18 protein-coding genes are annotated in these 20,655 nt (G+C 72.4%); 9 read left to right on the forward strand and 9 right to left on the reverse strand.

The genetic code is table 11. From position 1 onward, the window contains the following. Positions 1-318: 318 nt before the first annotated feature. The 3 genes from ATL41_RS07605 to ATL41_RS07615 all read right to left on the reverse strand — a co-directional run bounded on the left by ATL41_RS07605 (position 319) and on the right by ATL41_RS07615 (position 3,380). Positions 319-828, reverse strand: coding sequence for an aminoacyl-tRNA deacylase (locus tag ATL41_RS07605; RefSeq protein WP_098457943.1), 510 nt, complete (start codon positions 826-828; stop codon positions 319-321). A 223-nt stretch (positions 829-1,051) separates the two neighbouring features. Beyond that, positions 1,052-2,710 (reverse strand): ABC-F family ATP-binding cassette domain-containing protein, encoded by a 1,659-nt coding sequence (locus ATL41_RS07610; RefSeq protein ID WP_098458983.1) that lies wholly within the window; start codon positions 2,708-2,710, stop codon positions 1,052-1,054. Positions 2,711-2,780: 70 nt separating this feature from the next. Beyond that, entirely contained in the window at positions 2,781-3,380 is a 600-nt protein-coding gene (locus tag ATL41_RS07615; protein ID WP_098457944.1) for a hypothetical protein, read from the reverse strand. Positions 3,381-3,547: 167 nt separating this feature from the next. Here ATL41_RS07615 and ATL41_RS07620 point away from each other — a divergent pair, with 167 nt between their 5' ends. Further along, positions 3,548-4,126: a hypothetical protein gene (locus tag ATL41_RS07620; protein WP_098457945.1), complete on the forward strand. Its 579-nt coding sequence runs from the start codon at positions 3,548-3,550 to the stop codon at positions 4,124-4,126. A gap of 120 nt (positions 4,127-4,246) precedes the next feature. Here ATL41_RS07620 and ATL41_RS07625 read toward each other — a convergent pair whose 3' ends face one another. Beyond that, positions 4,247-4,990, reverse strand: a complete 744-nt coding sequence (locus tag ATL41_RS07625; protein ID WP_098457946.1) for a SanA/YdcF family protein — start codon at positions 4,988-4,990, stop codon at positions 4,247-4,249. Between the two features lie 160 nt (positions 4,991-5,150). On the opposite strand from ATL41_RS07625, the gene ATL41_RS07630 reads away from it, so the two are divergent. From ATL41_RS07630 to ATL41_RS07660, 5 genes are all read left to right on the forward strand, one after another. Next, positions 5,151-5,666, forward strand: a complete 516-nt coding sequence (locus ATL41_RS07630) for a hypothetical protein (protein ID WP_098457947.1) — start codon at positions 5,151-5,153, stop codon at positions 5,664-5,666. Between the two features lie 175 nt (positions 5,667-5,841). Continuing rightward, on the forward strand, positions 5,842-6,093 hold the full coding sequence (locus ATL41_RS07635) for a DUF192 domain-containing protein (protein WP_169924518.1): 252 nt from the start codon (positions 5,842-5,844) through the stop codon (positions 6,091-6,093). Between the two features lie 44 nt (positions 6,094-6,137). Further along, complete coding sequence (locus ATL41_RS13520) at positions 6,138-11,120, forward strand: DUF3418 domain-containing protein (RefSeq protein WP_425432664.1); 4,983 nt, start codon at positions 6,138-6,140, stop codon at positions 11,118-11,120. Positions 11,121-11,445: 325 nt separating this feature from the next. Further along, positions 11,446-11,829, forward strand: a complete 384-nt coding sequence (locus tag ATL41_RS07655) for a hypothetical protein (protein ID WP_098457949.1) — start codon at positions 11,446-11,448, stop codon at positions 11,827-11,829. A 258-nt stretch (positions 11,830-12,087) separates the two neighbouring features. Next, on the forward strand, positions 12,088-12,525 hold the full coding sequence (locus ATL41_RS07660) for a VOC family protein (protein ID WP_098458985.1): 438 nt from the start codon (positions 12,088-12,090) through the stop codon (positions 12,523-12,525). Between the two features lie 155 nt (positions 12,526-12,680). Here ATL41_RS07660 and ATL41_RS07665 read toward each other — a convergent pair whose 3' ends face one another. Both ATL41_RS07665 and ATL41_RS13525 read right to left on the reverse strand, forming a co-directional pair. Beyond that, the gene (locus ATL41_RS07665; RefSeq protein WP_098457950.1) at positions 12,681-12,902 is read right to left on the reverse strand and encodes a hypothetical protein; all 222 of its coding nucleotides are present in this window, start codon (positions 12,900-12,902) and stop codon (positions 12,681-12,683) included. Beyond that, the gene (locus ATL41_RS13525) at positions 12,899-13,588 is read right to left on the reverse strand and encodes a DsbA family oxidoreductase (protein ID WP_143556591.1); all 690 of its coding nucleotides are present in this window, start codon (positions 13,586-13,588) and stop codon (positions 12,899-12,901) included. The genes ATL41_RS07665 and ATL41_RS13525 overlap by 4 nt, the downstream gene beginning before the upstream one ends. Positions 13,589-13,739: 151 nt before the next feature. On the opposite strand from ATL41_RS13525, the gene ATL41_RS07675 reads away from it, so the two are divergent. Together ATL41_RS07675 and ATL41_RS07680 are read left to right on the forward strand one after the other, a co-directional pair. Next, positions 13,740-15,449 carry a hypothetical protein gene (locus ATL41_RS07675; RefSeq protein WP_143556592.1) on the forward strand — a complete coding sequence of 570 codons (1,710 nt, stop codon included), beginning with the start codon at positions 13,740-13,742 and terminating at the stop codon, positions 15,447-15,449. A 77-nt stretch (positions 15,450-15,526) separates the two neighbouring features. Beyond that, complete coding sequence (locus ATL41_RS07680) at positions 15,527-16,357, forward strand: CPBP family intramembrane glutamic endopeptidase (protein WP_098457953.1); 831 nt, start codon at positions 15,527-15,529, stop codon at positions 16,355-16,357. Positions 16,358-16,367: 10 nt separating this feature from the next. Here the strand turns inward: ATL41_RS07680 and ATL41_RS07685 are convergent, their stop codons facing one another. Further along, the gene (locus tag ATL41_RS07685) at positions 16,368-17,276 is read right to left on the reverse strand and encodes a nuclease-related domain-containing protein (protein ID WP_169924519.1); all 909 of its coding nucleotides are present in this window, start codon (positions 17,274-17,276) and stop codon (positions 16,368-16,370) included. A 54-nt stretch (positions 17,277-17,330) separates the two neighbouring features. Continuing rightward, positions 17,331-18,227: an HNH endonuclease gene (locus ATL41_RS07690; protein ID WP_098457955.1), complete on the reverse strand. Its 897-nt coding sequence runs from the start codon at positions 18,225-18,227 to the stop codon at positions 17,331-17,333. A 110-nt stretch (positions 18,228-18,337) separates the two neighbouring features. On the opposite strand from ATL41_RS07690, the gene ATL41_RS07695 reads away from it, so the two are divergent. After that, entirely contained in the window at positions 18,338-19,378 is a 1,041-nt protein-coding gene (locus tag ATL41_RS07695; RefSeq protein WP_098457956.1) for an LLM class flavin-dependent oxidoreductase, read from the forward strand. 93 nt (positions 19,379-19,471) lie between these two features. On the opposite strand, the gene ATL41_RS07700 is transcribed toward ATL41_RS07695, so the two are convergent. After that, positions 19,472-20,554: an RsiV family protein gene (locus ATL41_RS07700; RefSeq protein WP_169924520.1), complete on the reverse strand. Its 1,083-nt coding sequence runs from the start codon at positions 20,552-20,554 to the stop codon at positions 19,472-19,474. Positions 20,555-20,655 lie beyond the last annotated feature (101 nt).

Consider the following 20,655-nt stretch of genomic DNA (forward strand, 5'->3'; position numbering starts at 1 on the left):
ATTCGCGCTCCCGCGCGCAAGGGCAGAGGCACGACGACCACAGGGACCGCAGGAGTCACGCCAGGACCGACGTACTCACCGCCCGCGGACCTCGGCGGGGGCCGCCGGGACTGACCGAGTCACGCCGGAACCGACGGACTCGCCGGCAAGGTGGGCCTCCCCGGGCGAGGCACAGCCCCGCAGGAGAAGGAGCCAGCCCCGCAGGAGCGCGAGCCAGCCCCGCAGGAGCGCGAGCCAGCCCCGCAGGAGCGCGAGCCAGCCCCGCAGGAGCGCGAGCCAGCCCCGCAGGAGCGGGAGTCAGCCGCACGGGCGCGGGCGTCAGCCGCGCGGCGTCTCCGGGTCGGTCACGTCCGCGACCGTCGCGGCGAGCGCCTCGACGAGGGCCGCGGCGTCGACCGTCGCCCCTGCGCCGTGGGTGCCCGCGCCGATCGACACCGTCCCCTGGATCGTCTCGTCGGCGATGACGGGGAGCGCGGTGCGCGATCCGAACGGGGTGATCGTGCCGCGTTCGTATCCGGTCACCTCGAGGGCTCCGGCGGCGTCGGGCATCGTCATGCGGTTGACGCCGAGGTGCGCGCGGAGCTTCTTCCAGGAGATCTCGCGCCCGCCGGGCACGAGCACGAACAGGTGGTCGCCCTCGCCGCGGCGCACGACGATCGTCTTGACGATGCCCGACGGCGCGACGCCACGAGCCGCGGCGGCCTCCTCGAGCGAGCGCACCCGCCCGTGCCGGGTGATCGTGAACTCGATCCCGGACGCCTCGAGCGCGGCGCGGGCGCGCGCGAGCCCGGGGTCGTCGTCGTGCGGGTCGGCAGTCGTGTCAGCCATGCCCCCACGCTACGCGGTGGCCCCGCACCAAGAACCCGGGCACCCATGGAGGGCCGACCGTGGGATCGGCCGACCGCCGGGCGGGGCCGACCGCGGGACCGGGCGCGAGCCGGTCACCGGGACCGGGCCGGTCACCGGGACCGGGCCGGTCACCGGGCCCGAGCCGGTCACCGGAACCGGGCCAGCACCGGTTGGGATCGGCCGACCGCCGCGCCCAGCCCGGCTACCGCCCGGTCCCCTGCGGGGGCAGGTGCACCTTGGTGCCCTTCCAGCGGCGACGCAGCCAGCGGTCGTGCGACGCGACGACGACCGCTCCCGGCCATCCCTCGAGAGCCTCCATGAGCTCCTCGGCGAGCGTGAGCGACAGGTGGTTGGTCGGCTCGTCGAGCAGCAGCACGTGGGGGCTGTGCATGACGATCATCGCGAGCACCACACGCCGCCGCTGGCCGACGCTCAGGTCGCCGATGCGCCGGTTGAGGTCGCGCGCGGCGACGAGCCCGAAGTCCCGGACGCGGTCGCTCGCCCGCGCACCCGCCATCAGGGTCAGCAGCTCGCGCGGGCTGCGCTTCTCGCCAGCGAGGTGCAGGTCCTGCTCGAGCAGGGCGACCTCGACGCCGTCGGCGCGGTGCAGGCTCCCGGACGTGAGCGGGATGTCGCCCGCGAGCACGTGCAGGAGCGTGGACTTGCCCGCACCGTTCGTACCGGTGACGAGCAGCCGATCGCCTGCGCGGACGCGCAGCCTCCCCTGGCCTGCGGCCAGGAGGTCGAGGCGCCCCTGCACGACGCCGCGGCGCACCTCGAGCACGACCGGCGCCTCGCCGTCGGGCCCGGGCTTCAGAGCCCGCCCGCTGGGCGGGGTGAACCGCAGCGGCACGGGCGGGCGCGGCACCTGCTCGGCCTCGAGCGTCTCGAGGCGGGTGCGGGCGTTGCGCACGCGCCGGGAGACCTGCCCCTCGACCCGGTCGCCGCGCTTGCCGTACGCCATCTTGTTGCGGTCGGTCATCTCGCGCTCGTGGCCCACCTGGCGGGCGCGCACGCGCACGGACTCGCGCAGCGTGGCGAGCTCCTCCTGCTCGGCCTCGTACTGCGCCTGCCAGGCGCGACGCTCCTTGGCCTTCGCCGTGAGGTAGTCGCGGTACCCGCCGCCGTACCAGGTGGTTGCGGTGCGTCCGGCGGCGGTGGCCTCGCGGGTCGGGTCGAGGTCGACGATCTCGGTCGCGACCTCCTGGAGGAACACGCGGTCGTGGCTCGCGAACAGCACGGCGCCGGGTAGGGCGCGCAGGGCGTCGGCGAGGAACTCGGCCGCGCCGTCGTCGAGGTGGTTGGTCGGCTCGTCGAGGACGAGCGCCTCCGGCTGCCGGATGAGCAGCGCCGCGAGACCGAGGCGGGTGCGCTGGCCGCCGGACATGAACGCGATGCGGCGGTCGCGCCCGAGGTCGGCGACGTCGAGCCCGGCGAGCGTGCGCGCGACGCGCACGTCGGCGCCCCACACGTCGGCAGCCTCGGCACGGACGAGGACAGCGGCGTAGCGGGCGGCGGCGGCGTCCCGGGCGTCGTCGGGTGCGGCGTCGACGGCCGCGGCGGCGGCCTCGAGCTCGGCGGTGAGGGCGCGGACGTCCGCGAGCGCGGCGTCGATCACGTCGCCGACGACGGCGTCGTGCCGGTACGGCGCCTCCTGGTGGAGGTAGCCGAGGCGCACGGGGCGGTCGACCGAACCGGAGTCGGGGTCCTCGACGCCGGCGATCAGGCGGAGGAGCGTGGACTTGCCGACGCCGTTCTCACCGACGAGGCCCACGCGGTGGCCGGGGTCGACGGCGAGGTCGACGTGCGCGAGGACCGTGCGGTCCTCGTAGGACTTGGAGAGGTCTGACGCGACGAGCATCGCGGACACGGGTCACCTGCCAGGGTCGAGGGGGTCGGGCGGGGCAGGTCAGATCCACATGCCGCTGAGCCTAGCCACGTGCGCTGTCGTCGTCCGACCGATTATCCGCGAGCTCCCACGGCTTGCGGAACAGGCTGGCGACGTACAGCCCGACGACGGCGACGCCGCAGGCGACCGCGACGACGAGCAGGACGCGTCCGATGCCGACGGTGCCGCCGCCGGCGACCCAGAGCTCGGTGGCCGACGGCGGGGGCGTGGGTTCGGCGCTCGGGTCGGGGGTCACGGTCGTGAGGATCGTGCCGCGGCGCGCGGCCTCCTGGGACCGTGCGTCGCCGGGGGCGACGATCAGGGCGACCGCGAGCGGGAGGGTGACGGCGTAGAGCGCGCCGAGGACGACTGCGCGGGCGGGCACGAAGTGGCGCATGCCCCGCAGCGGGGAGAGGTCGGTCATGAAGCCGTTGAGCGCGACCGCGAGGCCCGCGACGTACAGGACCGCCCAGCCGAGGAGGAGGGGGGCGTGCAGCGTCGTCTGCTCGTCGGCGAGCCAGACGACGGGGGCCAGGAGCGGGAGGACGAGCATGAGCAGCCCGACGGCGGCGTCGCCTGGCGCCGGGGGCGTGCAGAGCCGACCGTCCTTGGTCCGGGTCGCGGGGACGTCCGTGAACACCATGTCCAGACACTAGCGGCCCCGTCGTGGCTGACGTTCGGGAAGGGGGCGTGGTTTCTCAGTGATCGCTCGGGCTTGCCGATGGGACCTTCGGCCGCGCCTAGGAGTTATCACCTACGGAGCTCGCGACGTCGCACGGCTCCAGCAGGGCGGACCGGAGGAGGAGAACGATGAGCATCGGCAACACGATGCGTGCGGCAGCGCGCTGCGTGCGCGCGGTTGCGACCGACGAACGTGCGTTCCTCGACGCCGACCAGCTGGAGGCGTACGCGGAACGCGCAGACGCGCTGCCGCCGTGCGACACGTGCGACCACGGTTCGTGCTCGGACATCCGCGCTGCGCACGACGCCGCGAAGATGGCGCTGCTCGTGCTCGAGGGGGTCGACGTCGCCCAGCTGACCAACGCGCGCGAGGCCCTCCACGCCGTCGAGCGCCGCTGGCCGAGCACGACGCCAGGCGACTACCCGATCGCAGCCGTCCGTCACGCCTACATCGCGGGTTATACGGACGGAGCGGTCGCGCAACGGGCGAAGGACCCCGTCGCCGAGGCAGCCGCCCCGACGCCCCTCTCGGTCGCCCGCGCTGTCGCGCTCGCGCTCACCGAGGTGACGGGCCTGCGGCTCGACGCGACGACGATCCGGCAGATCGCGCACCGCGCGACCGGCACGCTCCTCGAGCTGCCGCAGGAGCCGGGCTCGCCGGGCGACCGGTCGGCGGAGGACGACGCGAGCGACGGGATGGTCGCCTGAGGCGACCCCGCTGAGACGTCCTGGGCACTGAGCGGCTGGGGACGCTGGGCGGCTAGCGGGCTCGGGCGGCCGGGCCACCCGGGCGGGCTGAGTCGCTCTGCCGCCACAGAGCGCTCCGGTCTAGGGGCGCTCGTCCACCTCGGTCGCCTCGAGCGCAGCCGCGGCGGCTGCGACCTCGTCGACGGGAGTCTCGTCCGACCACGGCCGGGCCGGCTCGCGTCCGCTGACCGCGTCGAGCGCGGCGCGCCACGAGGCGAGGGCCTCGCGCACCCGGTACCAGGCGGCCTTGCGCGGCTCGACGCTCTCCGAGGAGACGCCCACGCCGACCGCGTCGATCCCCGCCTGACGGGCGGAGAAGATCGCCCGCGGCAGGTGGTAGTCCTGCGTGACGACGACGGCGTCGCGCACCCCGAAGACGGTCGCGGCGCGCACGGCGGAGTCGTGCGTGTCGAGGCCGGCGTAGTCCTGCACGATGCGGTCCGCGGGAACGCCCGCGGCGACGAGATAGTCGGTCATGGCGCTCGGCTCGTCGTAGCCGTCGCGCGAGCTGTCACCCGTGACGAGGACGACGGCGACGACGCCGCGCTCGACCAGGCTGGCGGCGGCGTCGAGCCGACGCCGCAGGTAGGTCGACGGCTCGCCGTCCGGTCGCAGACCCGCGCCCAGGACGAGGGCGACGGTCCGCGGGGGCACGTCCGCGGCGTCGTGCACGTGCGCACGACCTGTCGCCTGCACCCAGGCGACGGGCGCGACGACGGCGAGCGCGGTCGCGACGGCGCCCCACGCGAGCACCCGGCGGGTGCGCGAGCGGCGCGCGCGAGCACGCGGTGCCACGGCCTCGGTGACGTCCTGGATCTCCCCCATGCGCCGACCCTATCGGCGGCGACCTGCGAGGTCGGGGCGCCGACGCACGGCGGCGCCCTCCGCGGCCCTGTCTCGCGCGCACACCTCCCGCCTCGACGGACACGGCGTCTCAGGCGCCGCGCCTACCATGGGCGTCTCGACCGTGACCTGGAGGCGACCCATGTCCTCGCACGCTGCCCGTTCCCGCGCCGCTGGCGCTGCGCTCGCCCTCGCCGCTGCGCTCGCCCTCTCAGCCTGCTCGGCCGAGGATCGACCCGCGCTCCCCGACATCTCGATCCCGTCGTTCGACCTGCCGAGCGGCGAGGAGCTCAAGTCGTTCGTCGCGGACGCCCGCAACCAGGTCGAGGAGGTCGCCGGTGACGTGACCTCGGCGGCGAAGGCGCTCGAAGGCCTCTCGGGCAAGGCGCGCGGTAGCGCCGAGGACGCGCTCGGCACTGTGCAGGGCGCCGTCGGGCAGGTGCAGGACGCGCTCGACGCCGCCAAGGACGGCAAGAAGGACGCCGAGGAGAAGCTCGCGTCGGCTGGCGGCACGCTGCAGGACGCCCGGCAGAAGGTCGACGAGGCGCTCGCCGCACTGGGCACGTCGACCGATGACGCAACCCAGCGTGCCCGCGCTGAGCTGACCGAGCTGCGGGCCGAGCTCGACCGCCTCGGCGACGAGGTCGCACGACCCTGACGCAAGCCGAAGGGTGAGAACACCCAGGTCAGGCTTGTTTTTGACTGGTGGTTCGGGGCTAGTTTCGACCCATCGACACGAAGGGCTGAGGATGCGTCAGGCTGATCTCTTTCTCGACGACCGCCCCGTATGCCCTGTCGTCGTGGCGGACACGGGGTGGGAGCGAGCACGCGGGATGACCCTGCGCAGGCCCCTCCCTGAGGCGCTCGTCGTCATCAAGACGCAGTGCGCCCACGCCCTCGGGATGCGCCGCGCCCTGGACGTCGCGCTCCTGGACGAGGCGGGCACGGTCATCAGGACCCAGGTGGTCAAGGCGTGGCGGACCGCCCGGTTCCGCCCGCGCGGCAACCTCCTCGAGGCGCTGCACGGCTCGTTCGAGCGGTGGGGAGTGCGGCCCGGCTCGCGGGTGACGATCGTCCCGCACTGAGCCGGGTCGGTATCGGCTTGCGTCGACCGGGAGAATGGTTGGTCGTGAGCACCTCTGACCGTCCCGCCCGCCCTGACGACGGCGCGCCCGCCCGCAGGAACGCGGGCGCGGGTGCCCGTCGCGGACGACGGCGCTCGGGTGGGCGCGGGACCGGCCGCTTCCCGGACACGGCGTCGCTCGACGCGCGCGCCCTCGCGCGGGCGCAGCGCGCGGCGCAGGTCCGCGAGGCCGTCGACGTCCCGCCGATCACCTACCCCGAGAACCTGCCGGTCTCGGGGCACCGCGGGGGGATCGCCGAGGCGATCCGCGACCACCAGGTCGTGATCGTCGCGGGCGCGACCGGCTCGGGCAAGACGACGCAGCTCCCGAAGATCCTCCTCGACCTGGGCCGCGGCCGGGCAGGGCAGATCGGCCACACGCAGCCGCGGCGTCTCGCGGCGCGCACGGTCGCGGAGCGCATCGCCGAGGAGATCGGCGCGGAGCACACGGGCCCCGACGGCGTGACGCGGCGCGGCAAGCTGGGCGGCGTCGTCGGCTACCAGGTGCGGTTCACGGACGAGAGCTCGGACTCGACGCTCGTGAAGGTCATGACGGACGGCATCCTGCTCGCACAGATCCAGCGCGACCCGCTGCTGCGGGCGTACGACACTCTCATCATCGACGAGGCGCACGAGCGCTCCCTCAACATCGACTTCCTGCTGGGCTATCTCACTCAGCTTCTGCCGCAGCGCCCTGACCTCAAGCTCGTCATCACGTCGGCGACGATCGACTCGGAGCGGTTCGCGAACCATTTCGCGGCGACGGCACCTGACGGCTCGCGCGTCCCGGCGCCCGTGATCGAGGTGTCGGGCCGCACGTACCCGGTCGAGATCCGCTACCGCCCGCTCGTCCCGGACCCTCCCTCCCCGGGCGTAGGCCCCGCCGCCGACGCGGCCCCCACCGACACAGACGCCGAGGTAGGGGCTTCCTCGCGAGTCAGGTCCTTGGACGGCCCTACGTCGCGTGCGAAGGCCTACCTCGGCGCACCGGGCGGCACGGGCGGCCCGGGCGGCACGGGCGGCGCAGGCGGCGCAGGCGGCCCGGGGCCCGACGCCGCAGCCGGGTCGCGGAAGACCGGCGGCGGCAAGGGCAAGCAGCCACCCAAGGGCGGCGCCGGGACCGCGCGCCGACAGGCCGTCGAGCGTGACCTGATGACCGCGATCTGCGAGGCCGTCGACGAGCTGTTCGCCGCCGGCCCGGGCGACATCCTCGTGTTCCTCTCGGGCGAGCGCGAGATCCGCGACGCCGAGGACGCGCTGCGCGGCCATCTCGGGGAGCGTGTCGACGGGCGCGGCCTGCCGACGTCGGTCGAGGTCGTCCCGCTGTACGCGCGCCTGTCGGCGGCGGAGCAGCACCGCGTCTTCGAGCCGCACGCGGGTCGTCGCGTCGTCCTCGCGACGAACGTCGCGGAGACGTCGCTGACCGTGCCCGGGATCCGCTACGTCGTCGACCCCGGCACCGCGCGCATCTCGCGCTTCTCGAAGGCGACGAAGGTGCAGCGCCTGCCGATCGAGCCGATCAGCCAGGCGAGCGCGAACCAGCGCTCGGGCCGCTGCGGCCGTGTCGCGGACGGCATCGCGATCCGCCTCTACTCCGAGGAGGACTTCGAGTCGCGGCCGGAGTTCACCGACCCCGAGATCCTGCGGACCTCGCTCGCGTCCGTGATCCTGCAGATGGTCGCGGCGGGCGTCGCGTCGGGGCCTAACGACGTCGCGAAGTTCCCGTTCGTCGACCAGCCGGACGTCCGCTCGATCCGCGACGGCGTCAACCTCCTCACGGAGCTCGGCGCGCTCGAGACGGTCGCTGGCTCGGGGTCGCGCCTGACCGACGTCGGGCGTGCGCTCGCGCAGCTGCCGATGGACCCGCGCCTCGCGCGGATGATCGTCGAGGGTGCGCGGCGCGGCGTCGGGCGCGAGGTCATCATCGTCGCGGCGGCCCTGTCGATCCAGGACCCGCGCGAGCGCCCGACCGAGCAGCGCCAGCACGCTGACCAGATGCACGCGCGCTTCGCCGACCCGACCTCGGACTTCCTCACGTACCTGAACCTGTGGGAGTACCTCAAGGCGCAGCGGCGCGAGCTGTCGAGCTCGGCGTTCCGGCGCCTGTGCAAGGCGGAGTTCATCAACTTCCTGCGGGTGCGGGAGTGGCAGGACGTCGTCGGGCAGCTCAAGGACATGGCGCTGCAGCTCGGGCTCGAGGTCAAGCCCGCGCAGCGGGCGATCGTCGCCGACGGCGACGCCAAGGGCGTCGTGCGTCGCGGCGCGTCGGGCGCGCGGGCGCTGTCCGTCGCCGAGGCGATGGCGGAGGCGAAGGAGCGCGCGGGCTCCGCGCCCGAGGACGTGAACCACCGTCTGTCGTGGGACGCCGACACGATCCACCGCTCCCTGCTCGCGGGCATGCTGTCGCAGCTCGGCATGCAGGAGGCGACCGAGGTCCGCGCGACGCCGAAGGGCGGCCGCCCGGCCAAGGAGGACCGCCGCGCCGCCCGCCAGGCGCGCAACGACTACCAGGGCGCCCGCGGCGCGCGCTTCGCGATCTTCCCCGGCTCGGCCGTCGTCAAGAAGCCGCCGGCGTGGATCATGGCGGGTGAGCTCGTCGAGACGAGCCGCCTTTGGGCGCGGGAGGTCGCGCGCATCCAGCCCGAGTGGGCCGAGGAGCTCGGCGCGCACCTCGCGAAGCGCGTCTACTCCGAGCCGCACTGGTCGTCGAAGCAGGGCGCCGCGCAGGCCTACGAGAAGGTGCTGCTGTACGGGCTGCCGATCGTCGCGCAGCGCAAGGTGCTCTACGGCAAGGTCGACCCGGCCGGGGCGCGCGAGCTGTTCATCCGGCACGCGCTCGTCGAGGGCGACTGGACCACGCGGCACGAGTTCTTCCACGCCAACCGCGCCCTGCTCGAGGAGGCGGAGCAGCTCGAGGCGAGGGCACGGCGTCGAGACCTCGTGGTCGACGACGAGGCGCTGTTCGCGTTCTACGACGAGCGCATCCCCGAGCACGTCGTCTCGGCGCAGCACTTCGACAGGTGGTGGAAGGACGCGCGGCGCACGACGCCGGACCTCCTGACCTTCACTGCGGAGATGCTCGCGCCTGAGGCCGCGCAGCTCGACCTGAGCGAGTTCCCCGAGGAGTGGGAGCAGGGCGACCTGCGGCTCGCGCTGACCTACCAGTTCACGCCGGGCCGCGAGTCGGACGGCGTGACCGTGCACGTCCCGCTCGCCGTCCTCGACCGCGTGCAGCCGGACGGCTTCGACTGGCTCGTGCCCGGCATGTGGCTCGACCTGACGACCGCGTGGATCCGCGCGCTGCCCAAGCCCGTGCGCGTGCAGCTCGTCCCCGCGCCCGACGTGGCGCGCGACGTCGTCGCCTGGATCCGCGAGCACGAGCCCGCGTGGGCGGACATCACGCGTGCGGGCGACATGGCGACGCCGTTCACGGCGGCGTTCACGCGCGCCGTGCGCGCGCTGCGCGACGTGATCGTGCCCGACGACGCGTGGGACCCGTCCCGGCTGCCCGACCACCTGCGGATGATGTTCCGCGTCTCGGACTCGCGCGGCGTCGTCGTCGACGAGGGCGCCGACCTGGTCGCGCTGCAGCGGCGCCTCGCCGCGCGGACGCAGGCCGAGGTGCGTTCCGCCGTGAAGTCGGCGGTCGGCGCGGCGCTGCGCGAGGCGCAGGCCGCGGCTGGCGGCGCGGGTCGCGGCGCTGCGGGCGGCACGGCGCACGGCTCCGGCGCTTCTGGCCCCGGCCCTGTCGCCGAGGTAGGGGGTTCCTCGCGAGGTAGTGCCGTCGACGGCCCTACCTCGCGTGCACGGGCCTACCTCGGCGAGAGCGGCGGCGAGAGCGGCCGCGAGGGCGGGAGCGAGGGCGGCGGCGGCGAGGGGCGCGGCGGTGCGAGGGACGCCGGTGCCCACGGCGCCGCTGCGAGCGGGCCTGCGGGCGGCGTGATCGAGGAGCAGACCTCCCTGACGACCTGGCCCGTCCTGCGCGACGGCGCCGGCGCGCCTGTCCCCGGCGACGCCCTGCCCGACGAGGTCTGCACGCGCCTCGGCGCGGGCGACGCCGCGATGACCGTGCGGGGCTACCCGGCGCTCGTCGTCGAGCTCGCTCCCCGCTCTACTGCCCCAAAGAGCACCGCGCAGGGTACGGCGGCGGCACAGAAGCTGGGCAAGGGCAAGAACACGACGGGCGGTACGACGTCGGGCACCTCGAACGTCGAGTCCGTCGCCCTGCGCGTCCTCGCGGACCAGCGCCGTCAGGCGCCCGAGCACGCCCGTGGCGTGCGGGCGCTGCTCCTCGCCGAGACAGCGCTCGCCACCGCGCGCGTGACGACGCGGTGGACGGGGCAGCAGGCGCTCACGCTCGCGGCGAGCCCGTACCGGAACACCGAGGCGCTCGTCGCAGACGTGCAGGTCGCAGCGATCGCGGCGCTGACGTCGGGCAGCGAGCCGGGGATCCCGGAGGCGTCGACGATCCGCAACCGCACCACGTACGAGGCCGCACGCGCCGCGGTGCGGGACCGGCTCGAGGAGCGGGTGCACCAGATCGTCGGGCACGTCGTCGCGGCCCTCGCCGCAGCTCGCGAGATCGAGGTAGCAGTGCGCGGATCGACGAGCCTCGCACTGCTCAACACGCTCACGGACGTGCGGGACCACGCGGCGTCGCTCGTCTACGACGGCTTCGTGTCGCGGACGCCGCCCGAGCGGCTGCGCCACCTGCCGCGCTACTTGCGCGCGGACCTGCACCGCCTGCAGAAGGCCGAGTCGAACCCGAACCGGGACGCGGAGCTCGCGTGGCGGATCCGCGACGTCGAGGAGGACCACGCGCGCGCCCGTGCGGCGTACGCGAAGGGCAAGCCGGACCTCGCGCGGCTCGCGGTGCTCGACGACGTCCGCTGGCAGCTCGAGGAGCTGCGCGTGTCGTTCTTCGCGCAGCAGCTCGGCACGGACGGTTCGGTCTCGGAGAAGCGCATCCGCAAGCAGCTCGCGGGCTGAGGGCTGGCGGACGCCACCGGCCCTGCCCCGGGGCCGCGCCTCCGAGGCCCAGCCCCCGCGGCCACGGATCGCTCTCGTGCACACGTCACGTGTGCATCCAGGCGATCCGTCAGCGGACAGGGGAGGTCCTCGCCCGCCCAACCCCCACCGATCCCCCTCCTGCACACGTCAGGTGTGCATCCAGGCGATCCGTCAGCGGAGGGGGCGAGAGCACGGCAAGCCGCCCGCCTGGCGGAGGTCCCGGCGGCGGCGCGGCCGGGCGAACTAGAGTTCAGGTGCCCCGTTCGGCAGGCGTCCGGGGCACGACGACGCGAGGTGTTCTCACATGACCGTGATCGCAGCCGGGATCGGGGCGGCGCTGGCCGCTGCCGTGATCCACTTCCGCCGTGCCGGGCAGCGTGCGCTCGTCGTCGCGTGCATCGCCGTGATGGCGGTCCTCGTGGTCGTCGTCGCGTTCTCACGGATGGACAGCTCCGGCGAGGTGTCGAGCTACGGCGTCTTCGCGTTTGTCATCGTGTACTTCGCGCTCGACTACCGCGGCCGCAAGGCCGTCGAGGACAAGGAGGCCGCGGCGCAGGCGGCCGCCGAGGCCGACGGCGACGCTGCCCCTCAGCTTCCGGCCGTCGAAGCGGAGCCCGAGGCCGCTGCGCACCCGTCCGACGACACGACGCCCGAGGCGGACCCGACCGAAGACCCGCAGAGCCGCTGACCCCAGTGCCCGCGCGCCGTGCACGAACGAGACCGCACCGTGACCTCGCCGTGCCCGTGACCCGATAGCGTCGCAGGTGAGGCCGCGACGACGCGGCGACCGACGACGCAGGGGGCATCGTGGAGACACCGCGCAGTCCCCCGAGCTCCGCGCAGTCGCCTGAGCACCCGGCAGACGCCCGGGCGCCAGACCTCCACGCGCCGGGCCGCAGGCGTATTGACCGGGCGCGACGCGCACGGCCGTGCCTACGGTGTGGTCATGGCAGCGACGGTGCGGCAGGTCCAGGTCACGTTCGACTGCGCGGAGCCGGAGAGGCTCGCGCGCTTCTGGTGCGACGTCCTCGGGTACGTCATCCCTGACCCTCCCGACGGCTTCGCGGACTGGGACGAGTTCGACCGGGCGCTCCCGCCCGAGCACCAGGGTTCTGCGTTCGCGTGCCAGGACCCGTTCGGGGTCGGCCCGCGGCTGTTCTTCCAGCGCGTCCCCGAGGGCAAGGTCGTGAAGAACCGGGTGCACCTCGACGTGCGTGTGGGCAGCGGCCTCGTGGGTGCGGAGCGGCTCGCGGCGCTCATGGCGGAGAGCGACCGTCTCGTCGCGCTCGGCGCGACGCGGATCCGCGTCATGGAGGCGGACGGTATCGACGAGTCGTGCATCGTGATGCAGGACGTCGAGGGCAACGAGTTCTGCCTCGACTGAGCATGGACACAGCAGACGGACGCGGCCCCAGGGGGGGGACCGCGTCCGTCTGTCGTCGAGCTGGCGTCGAGGCGTCACGCTCCGTGAGTTCCCCGGCGTCGGCGCACGTTCACGGGGTAGACGCCGAACCCGAGCTGCACCTCGGCCTCGCTGAGCTACGCGGAGGCACCTGGAACGGCGCACACCCCGCCCTCGCACGCCGCCCCGGCGTCGCCGAGCATCGCGAGACCGAAACCCGTCGGCGCGGCTGCGGGGGCGTCGTCGGGCGCCGCGGGCGCAGACTGCGCGACGGGGAACGCGGCGAGGATCGACACGACGTCGGGATCCGGGGGCGCGGCGACGGCGGCGACCTCGCCGCCCGTCGCGGCCGGCGTCACTCGGCCGCCCCGACGCGCTCGGCGACGACCTGCTCGAGCACCTGCGCGAACGTCTCGGGCGCCTGCGCGCCCGAGACGCCGTAGCGGCCGTCGACGACGTAGAACGGGACGCCGGTGATGCCGAGCTGGCGCGCCTGCGCGATGTCGGCGTCGACCGCCGCCGCGTGGCGACGATCCTCGAGGGCTGCCGTGACGTCGTCGGCGTCGAGGCCGACCTCCGCCGCAAGACGCGCGAGCGTCTCCGGCTTGGCGACGTGCTCGCCCTCGGTGAAGTACGCGGCGAAGAGGCGCTCGAGCATCTCCTGCTGGAGGCCCGCAGCCTTGGCGTGGTGGAGCAGCTCGTGAGCACGCAGCGTCTTGGTGTGGCGCAGGCGGTCGAAGCGGAACTCGATGCCCTCGCCGGCGGCCATCTGCGTCATCTGGGCGAGCATCTGCTCGACCTGCGCGAGCGGCATGCCCTTGTGGTGCGCGAGGAAGTCGACCTCGGAACCGTCGAAGTCCTCGGGGGTGTCGGGCGCGAGCTCGTACGAGTGGTACTCGATCTCGACGGGGACGGCTGCGCCGCTCGCGGCGAACTGCTCGAGCCCTGCGGCGAGGCGGTGCTTGCCGACGTAGCACCAGGGGCACGCGACGTCCGACCAGACGTCGATCTTCAGGGGGGCAGCAGCGCTCTCGTCCGTGTTCACACTCTGCTGAACAACGGCGCACGCCGGGTATTCCGACGCAAGGGTCGCAAGGCCCACAGGAGCGGTCGCCGGGGCCTGCGCCCCGGCATACGTTGTGCCCGACGACGGACGACAGGTGGGGTACGCGATGTCTCGTTCACGGACGCTTGCGATGGCGGTAGCGGCGGTCCTCGCCGCGACGCTCGGCGGGGTGCCGGCGGCGGCGGCGCCGCCGCTGCCCGCGGCCTCGGACGGAGGGCTCGTGGTGGCGCCGCCTGCCCCAGCCGAGCTGGCGCCGTCGGGCGAGCGGACGGCCTCGAGCCCTGCGGCCACCTCAGGCAGTGCGGCGGCCTCCGGCCGTGCGGCGGCGGACGGCGACGCTGGAGCGGCGTGGAGCGAGGCTGCGGCGGGCGCGGCAGCGAGCGGGGCGGTCGCCGCGTCGTGGGCGGACGGGCTGCTGCGGCGGTCCGTGACAATCGCGGACGTCATGGAGTCCACGTCGCCGAGCGCGGCTCAGCGCGTGACGCGCGCCGTCGCGACGCAGGACCTGGCGGCGCAGCGTCTCACCGCGACGATCACGTTCGCCGCGGCGCCGACGGCGTCCGGGAGCGCGCAGGTCTTCGTGTGGTTCGGCGTCTTCAGCGGGTCGTCGTGCTCAGCGCGGTCGGCGCTCGCCGTCGTCTCACACCCGGGTGGGGTCACCGAGGGCGCGCACCTGGCCGACGGCAAGCCCCCTCAGGAGTTCGCCGTCACGCGCAGCGAGAGCGGTTCGACGATCACGCTCACCTCGGCTGCGGCGTCGGTCTTCCGGTCAGCGTCGTTCGAGTGCGCGTGGGTCGATGTGCTCAGCGCCGACGGCGCGACGAGCTACCAGCGCTTCTACCCCGAGCGTCTCGTCGAGACGTACAAGCCGGCTCTCAGGATCGAGGGCGGGGAGCCCGTCAAGGCCGCCTACGCGGGCAAGTGGGCGACGCTGCGGCTCGACGTCCGCAACACCGGCCGCGGCCAGGCGAAGAACGTCAAGATCACCGCCAAGGGCACGAGCATGACCATCAAGAAGAAGTCGCGCTCGCTCGGCACGGTCGACGGTCGCTCGAGCAAGCCGGGCGTCGTCTACAAGGTCAAGCTCAAGGGCACGAAGCAACGCAAGATCACGTTCACCGTGACCGCCGCCGGCGGCTACAAGACGACGAAGAGCTTCACGATCGCGCGCAAGCCCGCACCGAAGAAGTACAAGTCACTCTCGGGGCGGTTCTTCTGGGGATACCAGCCGACGACCCTCAGCTCGTCGCGTGGCTGGGACGTCACGACGATGCGGTTCCTCGACAAGCGCTGGGTGTACGTCGGCGACGCGAAGGGCCGCACACCTAAGTGCCGCAAGGTCACGAAGGCGTGCAAGAAGTACTCGTACGACGCGCGCCGCGGCGTCGCGAAGATCGGCAAGCAGAAGTTCAAGGTCACCACCTACGGGTTCTCCTACCGCGTGGCGAAGGGCGACGACAAGTCCGTGTTCTCGCCTGCGACGCTCGCGAAGAAGGGCATGAAGATCAAGGCGGACCTGATCCACCAGGACTGGAGCGGGTTCTGCATGATCTCCTGCACGTCCTGGACGGACCGGCTCAGCCTGGCGAAGAACGGGCGGTTCGTGTGGGCGCACACGTCGATCGGTAGCTGGCCTGGCCTCGGCTCGTACTGGAGCTCCGCGCCGCCGGACAAGCGCGGCACGTACAAGGTCGTGAAGAAGGGAGTGGTCGAGCTGCGTTACGCGAACGGGAAGAAGAAGCGCATGACGATCGCGATCGACCATGACGTGCGGGGCAAGGCGTCGCCTGCTGGCGCGGGCGTGATCCTGGGTCTGACTAACTTCTACTTCCAGGACTGAGGGAGCCGACCCTCCCTCTCTCGAGGGCGGGCACGGGCGGACGGGCGGGTGCTGCACCGCTGCGGCACCCTAGGACCATGACCGCCGACGACGACGACGCAGCCGCCCGCGACCATCGCCTTCTTGGCCTGCTCGCCGCGGCCGGGGTGTCACTCTCGGCGGTGCTGCTGTTCGGGGTGCATGCGCGGCCGCTCGGGCACGTGGTGCTCGCTGCTGCGTTGGCGCTTGGTTTCGCGGCAGGACGCGAGCTCGGCAAGGACCTGCTGCTGATCGGGTTGGGGCTGGCGATCATCTCGACGACGTCGGTCGAGGCTGACCTGGACTGGGACCGGTATCTGCGGATCGGGGCGGTGCTGCTGGCGGCGGTCGCGGGGCCGTTCGCGGTGGACCGGTGGGTGTACCGGCGGCGCGTGATCCGCTTCCCGTGGCGCACGGGCGAGCGGTGGCCGACGGTCGACAAGTGGTACATGGTCGCGGTTCCGGTGATCGGCTGGCTGGTGCTGCCCTGGTACTTCATCCGGTCGGGCGCGTACGTGAACTGGCCGTCGATCGACGACGCCGGCGAGACGGCGCGCTTCTTCGTGGGCGTCAACGCGGTGGGCACGTGGGACGAGCTGTTCTTCATCTGCGTGTGCTTCACGCTGCTGCTGCGGCACTTCCCCGTGTGGCAGGCGAACCTGCTCCAGGCGACGATCTTCGCGTCGTTCCTGTGGGAGCTCGGCTACCGCGAGTGGGGCCCGCTGCTGACCTTCCCGTTCGCCCTGATCCAGGGCGCGATCTTCGCGCGCACCCGCTCCCTGACCCTGGTGCTGATCGTGCACCTGCTCTTCGACGCGATCGTCTTCATGGCGATCATGCACGCCCACGATCCGGGGCGGTTCGCGGTGTTCCCGCTCGTGGGGCGGTAGGCAGGCTCGGTCAGCCGGTCGACGTGGGCGCGGGGACCGCCCCGATGACCTGGCCGATGACGGTGCCGATGAACTCGCCGATCGCGGGCCCATAGTTGATGAATGCGGGCAGCCCGACCAAGACCGCCAACAACCAGAGCACGATCTTCACGGCAGTGCCGGTCTTGCGCGAGCGCTTCATCTTGGCAGCCGGGCCTCGGTAGGCCGGACGGACGGCCTGCGGCCCTCGCGACCGCTGCCGAGGAGGCTTCGATTGCTGCTTCTGCTGACGCGCCCGCGCTCGCTCGGCTCTTGGGCTGTGGTCCTGCCTGAGTTGGATGGCAATGTCGACGACGTCGTACGGGTTGAGCCGGGCGGGCAGTGCGAGCAGCCAGGGTCCGAGGTGTTCGCGACCCATGACGATGATCGGTCCGGCTGGTGTTGGCTCGGTGTCGTGCGCGGCGAGCGCCATGACGCCGCGGACGGACGACCGCTGCTCGGGCCGTAGGAGCGCCGTGACGTCGGCCGCCTGGAGCGCGATGCTGTCGCACTCCTTGGTCTTGCTGTAGCCGGCGCACCTGAGCACGCCGTCGGTCACGGCGACGTCGCCGCTCCAGTTCTTCGTGTCGATGACGACGACGCCGCCCGGCCCGATCGCGACGTGGTCGATGTTGGCCTTCTGCCGCCCGGGCCAGCGGATGTCGTGCAGGAGCAACCAGCCGTAGCGCTCGAGGGCGCCAAGCGTGTACGCGACGAGGCGCTCGCCCTCCGCGCCCTGCGACCAGTTCTTCTGGGTGCGCAGGGCTCGCTCAAGCTCGGCTTCAGCAGCACTGTCGGTCGCTCCCGCGATCTCACGCTCACGCCGTAGCCGCTCGGCGCGAAGCGCAGCGCGCGACGCGACCTCCTCGGCTCCTTCGCCCGGCCCGCGATACTCGGTCACACACGACGAATCGGCACAATCGCGCGTCGGCATGAGCCCGGTCTTCGGCGGCGATCAACTGGCGCGCGCGAACCCCTCGAATCGCTCGGCGAGATAATCCCGATTTGGCCGGTCAGCTGCCCGCTTGGGCACCACGAGCTTCCTGTCGTGCATCTCTTGCAAGCCATGGGTGAGCATCGGCCCATCGGAATCCTGAAGGACCTGCGGGCTGACCTTGACGACGTAGTCCGGCGTGATGCCAAGCATCTCACGGTCATAAGCGACGTGGTGGATCTTGCACAGCGCCATGCCGTTGTCCGTCGTCGGCACACCCCGTTCGTCAGAGTCAGGGAGGATGTGGGCGGCGTCGAGGAGAGCGCTGTACTTGAGCTGGCACACGGCGCACCGGGACGAGTAGGCCACCATGATCCGAGTTCGGAACGCAGGCTGATGCAGCCGCTGCCGCGCGAGCCTCATCGCGTACTCCTTCTGCGCGTTCGACATTGAGGCAGGGTCTGGAATCAACGTGAGTGCCTCATCGAACGCGATGAGAAACGTCCGGGCGGAGGGATCATCGCCGACGACGAACGCGGGAGCGACGGGCGTGTACACATTCGCCACTTCCTTGCGGAAAAAGATGATGGGATCGCGCGTCACGTAGGCGTTCCGCAACTTGCGGTTGTCGCCGCCGTCAGGATCCCCGGCCCGGTATGCGTAGTGAATCAGGCCATCTTCCGACTCGAGATCGTCGTATGGGCCGTTCACCGTCGACACGATCGAGAGCGTCGACGCAAAGTCTGCTGGGTTCCGGATGCCACGCGAGTAGTCGATAACAGGGAGCTTCTGGCCGCCCACGGTGAAGTTGAGAAGCTCCTCCCTGCGGAGGAAGCCCCCGTTCTCTTCCGCTCGCTGGTTCACCCAGTCGATCACCTGGAGGCGGAGAGCTCTTTCGACCGCCGAGTCCACTGACATGACACCGATGGTGGCACTCGATGTACCGGAGTATCTAGCCGGCTCGCTCCTGGAATTCCTGCGGTCACCGGCGGTTCTACCTGGTACGGAATCGACCCTGGAGCCCACACATGCCCACCCCCTTCCCCCTCGAGCTCGGTCTCGACACGTTCGGCGACACGTCCACGGCCCCCGACGGCTCCCTGAGTTCGCACGCGCAGACGATCCGTGAGGTCGTCGAGCAGGGCGTTCTCGCTGATCAGGTGGGTCTCGACTTCATCGGGATCGGCGAGCACCACCGCCCCGACTTCGCGGTGTCCGCGCCGGACACGGTCGCGACCGCGATCGCCGCGCGCACCGAGCGCATCCACGTCGGCACGGCCGTCACGGTGCTGTCGTCGGAGGACCCGCTGCGTGTGTTCCAGCGGTTCTCGACGCTCAACGCGATCTCCGGCGGCCGCGCCGAGGTCATCCTGGGCCGCGGCTCGTTCATCGAGTCGTTCCCGCTGTTCGGCTACGACCTCGACGACTACGAGATCCTCTTCGAGGAGAAGCTCGACCTGTTCATGCGCGCCCGCGCCCAGGAACCCATCACGTGGTCGGGCAAGACGCGCGCGCCGCTCGAGAACGCCGAGGTGTACCCGCACGTCGAGAGCGGCCTGCTCAAGGCGTGGATCGCCGTCGGCGGCTCGCCGCAGTCCGTGATCCGCACCGCGCAGCACGGGCTGCCGCTCATGCTCGCCATCATCGGCGGTGAGCCGCTCGCGTTCGCGCAGTTCACCGACCTGTACCGTCGGGCGCTCGACCAGCTCGGCAACCCGCTCCAGCCGATCGGCGTGCACATGCCCGGCCACATCGCCGAGACCGACGAGCAGGCCATCGACGAAGCGTGGCCGTTCATCGCGCCGTACTTCTCGCGCATCTTCGCGGAGCGCGGCGGCCGGCCCATCACCGAGGGCCAGTTCCGGCAGATGGTCGGCCCCGACGGCGCCTACGCGATCGGCAGCCCCGAGACCGTCGCGCGCAAGATCGCCCGCACCCTGCAGGGCCTCGGTGCGAGCCGCTTCGATCTCAAGTACGCCAACGGCAACATGCCGCACTCGATGCTCACGCGCTCGATCGAGCTCTACGGCACCAAGGTCGCGCCGCTCGTCCGCGACATGCTCGCCTGAGCACCGCCCGCCCTACGGACGCCGGGCGACGCCAGCCCCAGACAGCACTCGACCCCGGCCCCGCACCCGCGGGACCGGGGTCGGGCTACGTCGTCAGGCGCAGGCCTTGATCGCGTCGACCGGAACGCCGCCCTTCTTGAACGCGGCGAGCTCCTTCGACGTCGCGAGACGCCAGCTCTTGCCGAGCTTCAGCGTCGGCTTCTTGGTAGTGCCGGCGAGCGTGAAGTTGTGCCGGATGCCGCCGCCAGGCAGGAACCCGCGCACCTTCTTGCCCGTGCGGACGCCGAGCGTGCAGTACGCCTCGGAGTACAGCCAGCCGTCGAGACGCGCCACGTGCTTGCCCTGGACGCTGAGCACGGTGATCGAGCCGGTGTAGATGCTGCCGACCTTCTTGAGGTCGCTCACGTACACACGCGAGGTGCGCTTGCCCTTGAGCTGGGCCGACGACGCGACGTCGCGCCACGGCACGAGCGCCGACACAGCGCCGCACGCACCAGGCGCGACCTCGTAGCGGTTGAACCACACGCGGACGCCCTTGCTCGAGACCGTCCATCCCGCCGGCGTCGCCGGCAGGCTGCGCGGGTCCCCCGCGTAGGCGGTGAGCTGGTCGTCGACGCACTTCGGGTTCTGCTCGTGCAGGGCCGTGACGATCGCGGCGCGCGTGGCGGCGGCCTTGGGCGCCATGAACTTCGAGAGCTTGACCTTCTTGCCGGTCTTGAGGTCGAGCGTGAACGACCGTGCGCTCTGCTGCGTCACGCCGTCACACCCGGCGTCCGAGTCGAACACCATGGTCACGGACGCGTAGCGCTTCTTGTACACCGCCTTGGACACGTTCGTCACGGTGATGCTCGACGGCGCGGACCCGCCGCACGACTCCCGCCAGCTCGCGACCATCGACCGCTCGGCGGCCAGGAGCGCCTTCGCGTTCTTGGTGACGAGTGCGCGGTTCTTCGCCGTCGCCCCCTTGAGGACAGGCATGCGCGACGTCGTCGTCAAGGGGAAGGGCTTGGTGGTCGTGCTGGTGGTCTTCTTGGTGACGGTCAGGCTCGGCGCAGTCTTCGCGGCGGCCACGGGGCCCGCCGCGGTCGGCGCCGGGGCTGCTGCTGCGGGCGCGGCGATCGCGCCCGAGAGCGCGATCCCGACCGCCAGGACGGCGCCGAGGGTGGCGGTGGACATGCGTGCGGCCATGGTGCTTCTCCCCTGTCTGCGGCGAGCGCACGCGCGCTCGCTGCAGCCGACACTAGCGGCGTCGTCGGCCACGTCTGTGGCGCCCCGCC

This window comes from Flavimobilis soli (assembly GCF_002564025.1).
Classification (GTDB): domain Bacteria; phylum Actinomycetota; class Actinomycetes; order Actinomycetales; family Cellulomonadaceae; genus Flavimobilis; species Flavimobilis soli.

What these genes read in the sequence shown, in the direction of transcription:
- ATL41_RS07605 (WP_098457943.1), bottom strand. Translation starts at nt 828, where the DNA reads ATGGCTGACACGACTGCCGACCCGCACGACGACGACCCCGGGCTCGCG.
- ATL41_RS07610 (WP_098458983.1), bottom strand. Translation starts at nt 2,710, where the DNA reads ATGCTCGTCGCGTCAGACCTCTCCAAGTCCTACGAGGACCGCACGGTC.
- ATL41_RS07615 (WP_098457944.1), bottom strand. Translation starts at nt 3,380, where the DNA reads ATGGTGTTCACGGACGTCCCCGCGACCCGGACCAAGGACGGTCGGCTC.
- ATL41_RS07620 (WP_098457945.1), top strand. Translation starts at nt 3,548, where the DNA reads ATGAGCATCGGCAACACGATGCGTGCGGCAGCGCGCTGCGTGCGCGCG.
- ATL41_RS07625 (WP_098457946.1), bottom strand. Translation starts at nt 4,990, where the DNA reads ATGGGGGAGATCCAGGACGTCACCGAGGCCGTGGCACCGCGTGCTCGC.
- ATL41_RS07630 (WP_098457947.1), top strand. Translation starts at nt 5,151, where the DNA reads ATGTCCTCGCACGCTGCCCGTTCCCGCGCCGCTGGCGCTGCGCTCGCC.
- ATL41_RS07635 (WP_169924518.1), top strand. Translation starts at nt 5,842, where the DNA reads ATGACCCTGCGCAGGCCCCTCCCTGAGGCGCTCGTCGTCATCAAGACG.
- ATL41_RS07655 (WP_098457949.1), top strand. Translation starts at nt 11,446, where the DNA reads ATGACCGTGATCGCAGCCGGGATCGGGGCGGCGCTGGCCGCTGCCGTG.
- ATL41_RS07660 (WP_098458985.1), top strand. Translation starts at nt 12,088, where the DNA reads ATGGCAGCGACGGTGCGGCAGGTCCAGGTCACGTTCGACTGCGCGGAG.
- ATL41_RS07675 (WP_143556592.1), top strand. Translation starts at nt 13,740, where the DNA reads ATGGCGGTAGCGGCGGTCCTCGCCGCGACGCTCGGCGGGGTGCCGGCG.
- ATL41_RS07680 (WP_098457953.1), top strand. Translation starts at nt 15,527, where the DNA reads ATGACCGCCGACGACGACGACGCAGCCGCCCGCGACCATCGCCTTCTT.
- ATL41_RS07690 (WP_098457955.1), bottom strand. Translation starts at nt 18,227, where the DNA reads ATGTCAGTGGACTCGGCGGTCGAAAGAGCTCTCCGCCTCCAGGTGATC.
- ATL41_RS07695 (WP_098457956.1), top strand. Translation starts at nt 18,338, where the DNA reads ATGCCCACCCCCTTCCCCCTCGAGCTCGGTCTCGACACGTTCGGCGAC.
- ATL41_RS07700 (WP_169924520.1), bottom strand. Translation starts at nt 20,554, where the DNA reads ATGTCCACCGCCACCCTCGGCGCCGTCCTGGCGGTCGGGATCGCGCTC.